This window comes from Nitrospirota bacterium (assembly GCA_040754395.1).
Classification (GTDB): Bacteria; Nitrospirota; Thermodesulfovibrionia; order Thermodesulfovibrionales; family SM23-35; genus JBFMCL01.
Genome location: JBFMCL010000045.1, coordinates 1 through 3,515, shown reverse-complemented (window position 1 = coordinate 3,515; position 3,515 = coordinate 1). Strand labels below are relative to the sequence as shown.

The 3,515-nt window shown below is 45.0% G+C and carries 1 protein-coding gene; it reads right to left on the bottom strand.

Translation table 11 applies throughout. The features are described from left to right. A partial coding sequence (locus tag AB1552_14215) for a discoidin domain-containing protein (protein ID MEW6054914.1) occupies nt 1-3,515 on the bottom strand: 3,515 nt, incomplete at both ends.

Sequence of the window (3,515 nt, the reverse complement as noted above, 5' to 3'; positions counted from 1 at the left end):
GATGCTATCGTTTGCCAGAACAGCGGTTCTTCTCCTTCTCCTGCTTCCAATATCCATTCCTTAAGCGTCCTGTCTGAAATTGCGCCTTTAATATATAACCTTTTTCCTGATACAAAATAACCGTCAGAAGGCTGTGTTATCTCTACTCTCGGCGCATGGCTGTCATACCATACCTCATCGCTCTTCGGGCTTTCATTACCCATTTTGTCAACTGAGGTTATACGGTAGGAATATTCCACATTGATAAATTCCTTATCCTGGTATTTAGCTTCAGGTATTAATCCGAACGTCCCCGCGCGGTATATATAAACTTCGGATATCGCGCCCGCGAGCAATGAGCTTGGACCCTTGTTAATATAAATCCTCAATGCGTTTGTAGTCACAGGCTCAAACTCCAATGAATTATAATTGGTCCTGTTATCCTCCACATGTTTAACGGTCATCCAGTTCCCGCTTAAACTATTCCACACCTGCACCTCGAAATCCCTCGCCCAGCACCAGCCATTCCCCGCCCAGAAAATTTCCACCTTATTTATAGTATAATCCTGCGTGAACTGCTCATTCCACCATGAGGAGGTCTCAAACAGCCGGGGCGCCCAACAAGTATATTTGTTGCCGTCTATTACATTGGAAGAAAGGGTTCCTATCCAGGAACTCTTGGCCTCGGTCCAAGGGCTTAATGAAGCTATTTCTTTTATATTCAACGGGAGCCCGTTCCGGTAAATATTGTATCCCGCGAAATCGGCCTCAAAATTTCCATTCCAGTTTAATTCAACTGCGTCGTTTAACATCTTAAAAGAAATATTTGACGGGATTGCGGGCGGCAGGCAGTCTATATCCACGGTCACCTGCCGTGAGGTGACGTATCCTTCCTGATCTACGGCGGTCACCTTGAATGTGTAAGTCCCTTCCAGATCAGTCGGGTAATAAACGGCAAGAATTCCGTTCGATACCGGTGTAATGGAACTGAAAATAGTCGTCCATTCCCATGGGTCATCTCCTTTTCCCATTTCAACTATGTATTCAGCCAGGTATTTATCCTCCGCTGTGCCGAACAACACCACGCTTTTGCTTAATTTGTCCATGGGTTTCGGAGAGAGAATCTCTACCCTCGGAGCGCGAAGATCCATTACCATGCCGTTAGACGGCTGGCTTTCATTGCCAAGGTCATCCACGGCCGTGACAGTCCAGATATATTCACCTTCGGGAATATCCGACTCGCGGTATGTCTGCCCTTTAATTAAACCCTGGACAGTCTGCAAACCCATCACGCCGTCCTTTTTCTCATACACACTCACCTCGGCTATCGTAGGGTATGGCGCTATAGCGTCAACAACTTTGCTTGTATCAGCATTTTTGTAATTCTCAGGAATAATCACACCCGCTTTTGCAATCTCTATTTTTAACCTGTTAGTCTTGATCTCATTCTGGAATTGACAATTAACTATTGGCAATTGACAATTAATAATTTCCTTTTGTGTTATCCATATGTTTGCCGTTGAATCCCATGTTTTTATTCTGAAATCCTTCCCGATAAACGCCTCTCCCCACGTGATCTTTATCCCAGAAAGACTTTTTTCCTCGTTAAAACTTTCTTCTAAGAACCATTGCATATTACCGGTTCCGGTCGTATCCTCAACATCCGGCCTCCAATACGTGGAAATATCGTTATCGATCGCCCTGTCAGGGGAATAAACCAGTGAGCTATCCTGCTCTTGACTTGTGACTTGTGACGTGTCACTTAAGACCTGGAAGTAGCTGTCCGCTCCCGCAGTTCCCTGCCATGCGATATCTATCAAATTCTGCCTCTCACCGTTTCTAAAAACATAATATCCCTGCAAATCACTGCTTTGCCCTGCTTGCCCGCCGAGGAGGGAATCGTATGGTTCGGCCTGCCATTTCAGTTCAATCCTGTCCCTGGCCTTTTGCGCAAGTTCAACTCCCTGCGGGATACCGGGCGGTGTTGTATCAATCACAAATGTCCTGTTTTTTGCGGTTGTTCTGGTATTTTCAATCTCACCCATATCGACGGCTTTAACGCGCACCGTGTATTTTTTATTGTCAATTCCCGGGATCGCGTTTATTACGCAGATTAAATCGTCCCGGACCGGTTTTGCAGACACCCATACCTGTGTCCAGCCTTGAGGCGGCACCTGCGATGTGTCCCATTCTCCTTCAGCCATTTCAACCGTGTATCCCTGTAAAAATAAATCTTCAACAATCCCAAAGATTTCAACACGGCCGCCGAACCTCTCACCGGCTCCTGGAGACGTAATTTCAACCACAGGCGGGACATTGTCATGAAACTCTACAATTTCCGAAGGCGCGCTTTCATTTCCCGCCCAGTCCACCGCCGTCACAAAATATTTATACGGCAGTTTGTCTATATTTATATCGCTGTATGAAGCCGAAGAAATCAAATCAGCGGAATTACCTGAATAAATCCTGACCTCACGGATCCCAACATATTTTCTGTTCAGCCCGCGTTTAATGGTGATTTTTATTTTGTCGGTGATCACAGTCGGGTTGAAGAAATAAGTATTAAACATGTCAAGATTTCCTTCTACCGTTTTTTGCGGGACCCAATCGCTTTCATTCCATGTCTTTATTTCAAAATCTTTCCCCGCGTCCTCGTAATTCAACCAGTCTATATCAATCCTTCCTATGTTCTGGACCTCCGGGAAATCAAGTCCCACAAAGCATTCCTCGAACTCCCAGTATTCATAAGGATATTCTATAGACATCCAGTAAGTTCCTTCATTCCCGTCAATGATCTTCATTCCGTTATATGCCCTGCTCCATGCGTCTGAGGAACGCGCCGTGGCAAGTCTTGAAATTTCCTGTGCGTTTAAACGAACAGCCGGGTTATCGTGGTACTGCCTGTAAACATTATATCCGGCAAAATCGGGTTCGCTGTTCGCGTTCCAGTTTAATCCAACCGTTTTTAATGAATTTATTACTCCGGTTAAACCTGAGGGGCTCTGGGGAGGGGTTGTATCTGAAGGGAGAAGGTTAACAAGCCGTTGTGCCTGGTTGTTTGTTGTGTCCAGTTCTATAATTTCGTTTAATCTATTAACCACAATAGATAACTCGTGAATCGTTAATTGTGAATCGTTAATAGTGTTCCATGGAATCTTTACTTTCACACTTCCTTTTGCGGAAACTGTGGTTCGAGTTGAGTTAACCAGATTCGCTGAATCAAAAAGCTCCACCAGAACGTTGCTTCCCTCTTTCCACCCGCTGTTTAATATAACAGCATTTGCCATCAATCTTGACCCGCTTGAAATCTTGTCCGCCGGGATTTCCAGGCCGTCCGCGTTTGTAATTTTTATCCCTTCCGCGGAAACGGCAAAATCCGGATATAAATCAAGCATCTTTTCGACTACATTTTCATTCCCCGCCCTGTCTTTCGCTGATATTTTTAAGATATAATTCCCGGCCGTGAAATTTCTCGTGTCCCATTCGGCGATTTTATTGTTTACAACAGGACGAGGATTGAAGGATGGAAGTTCTTC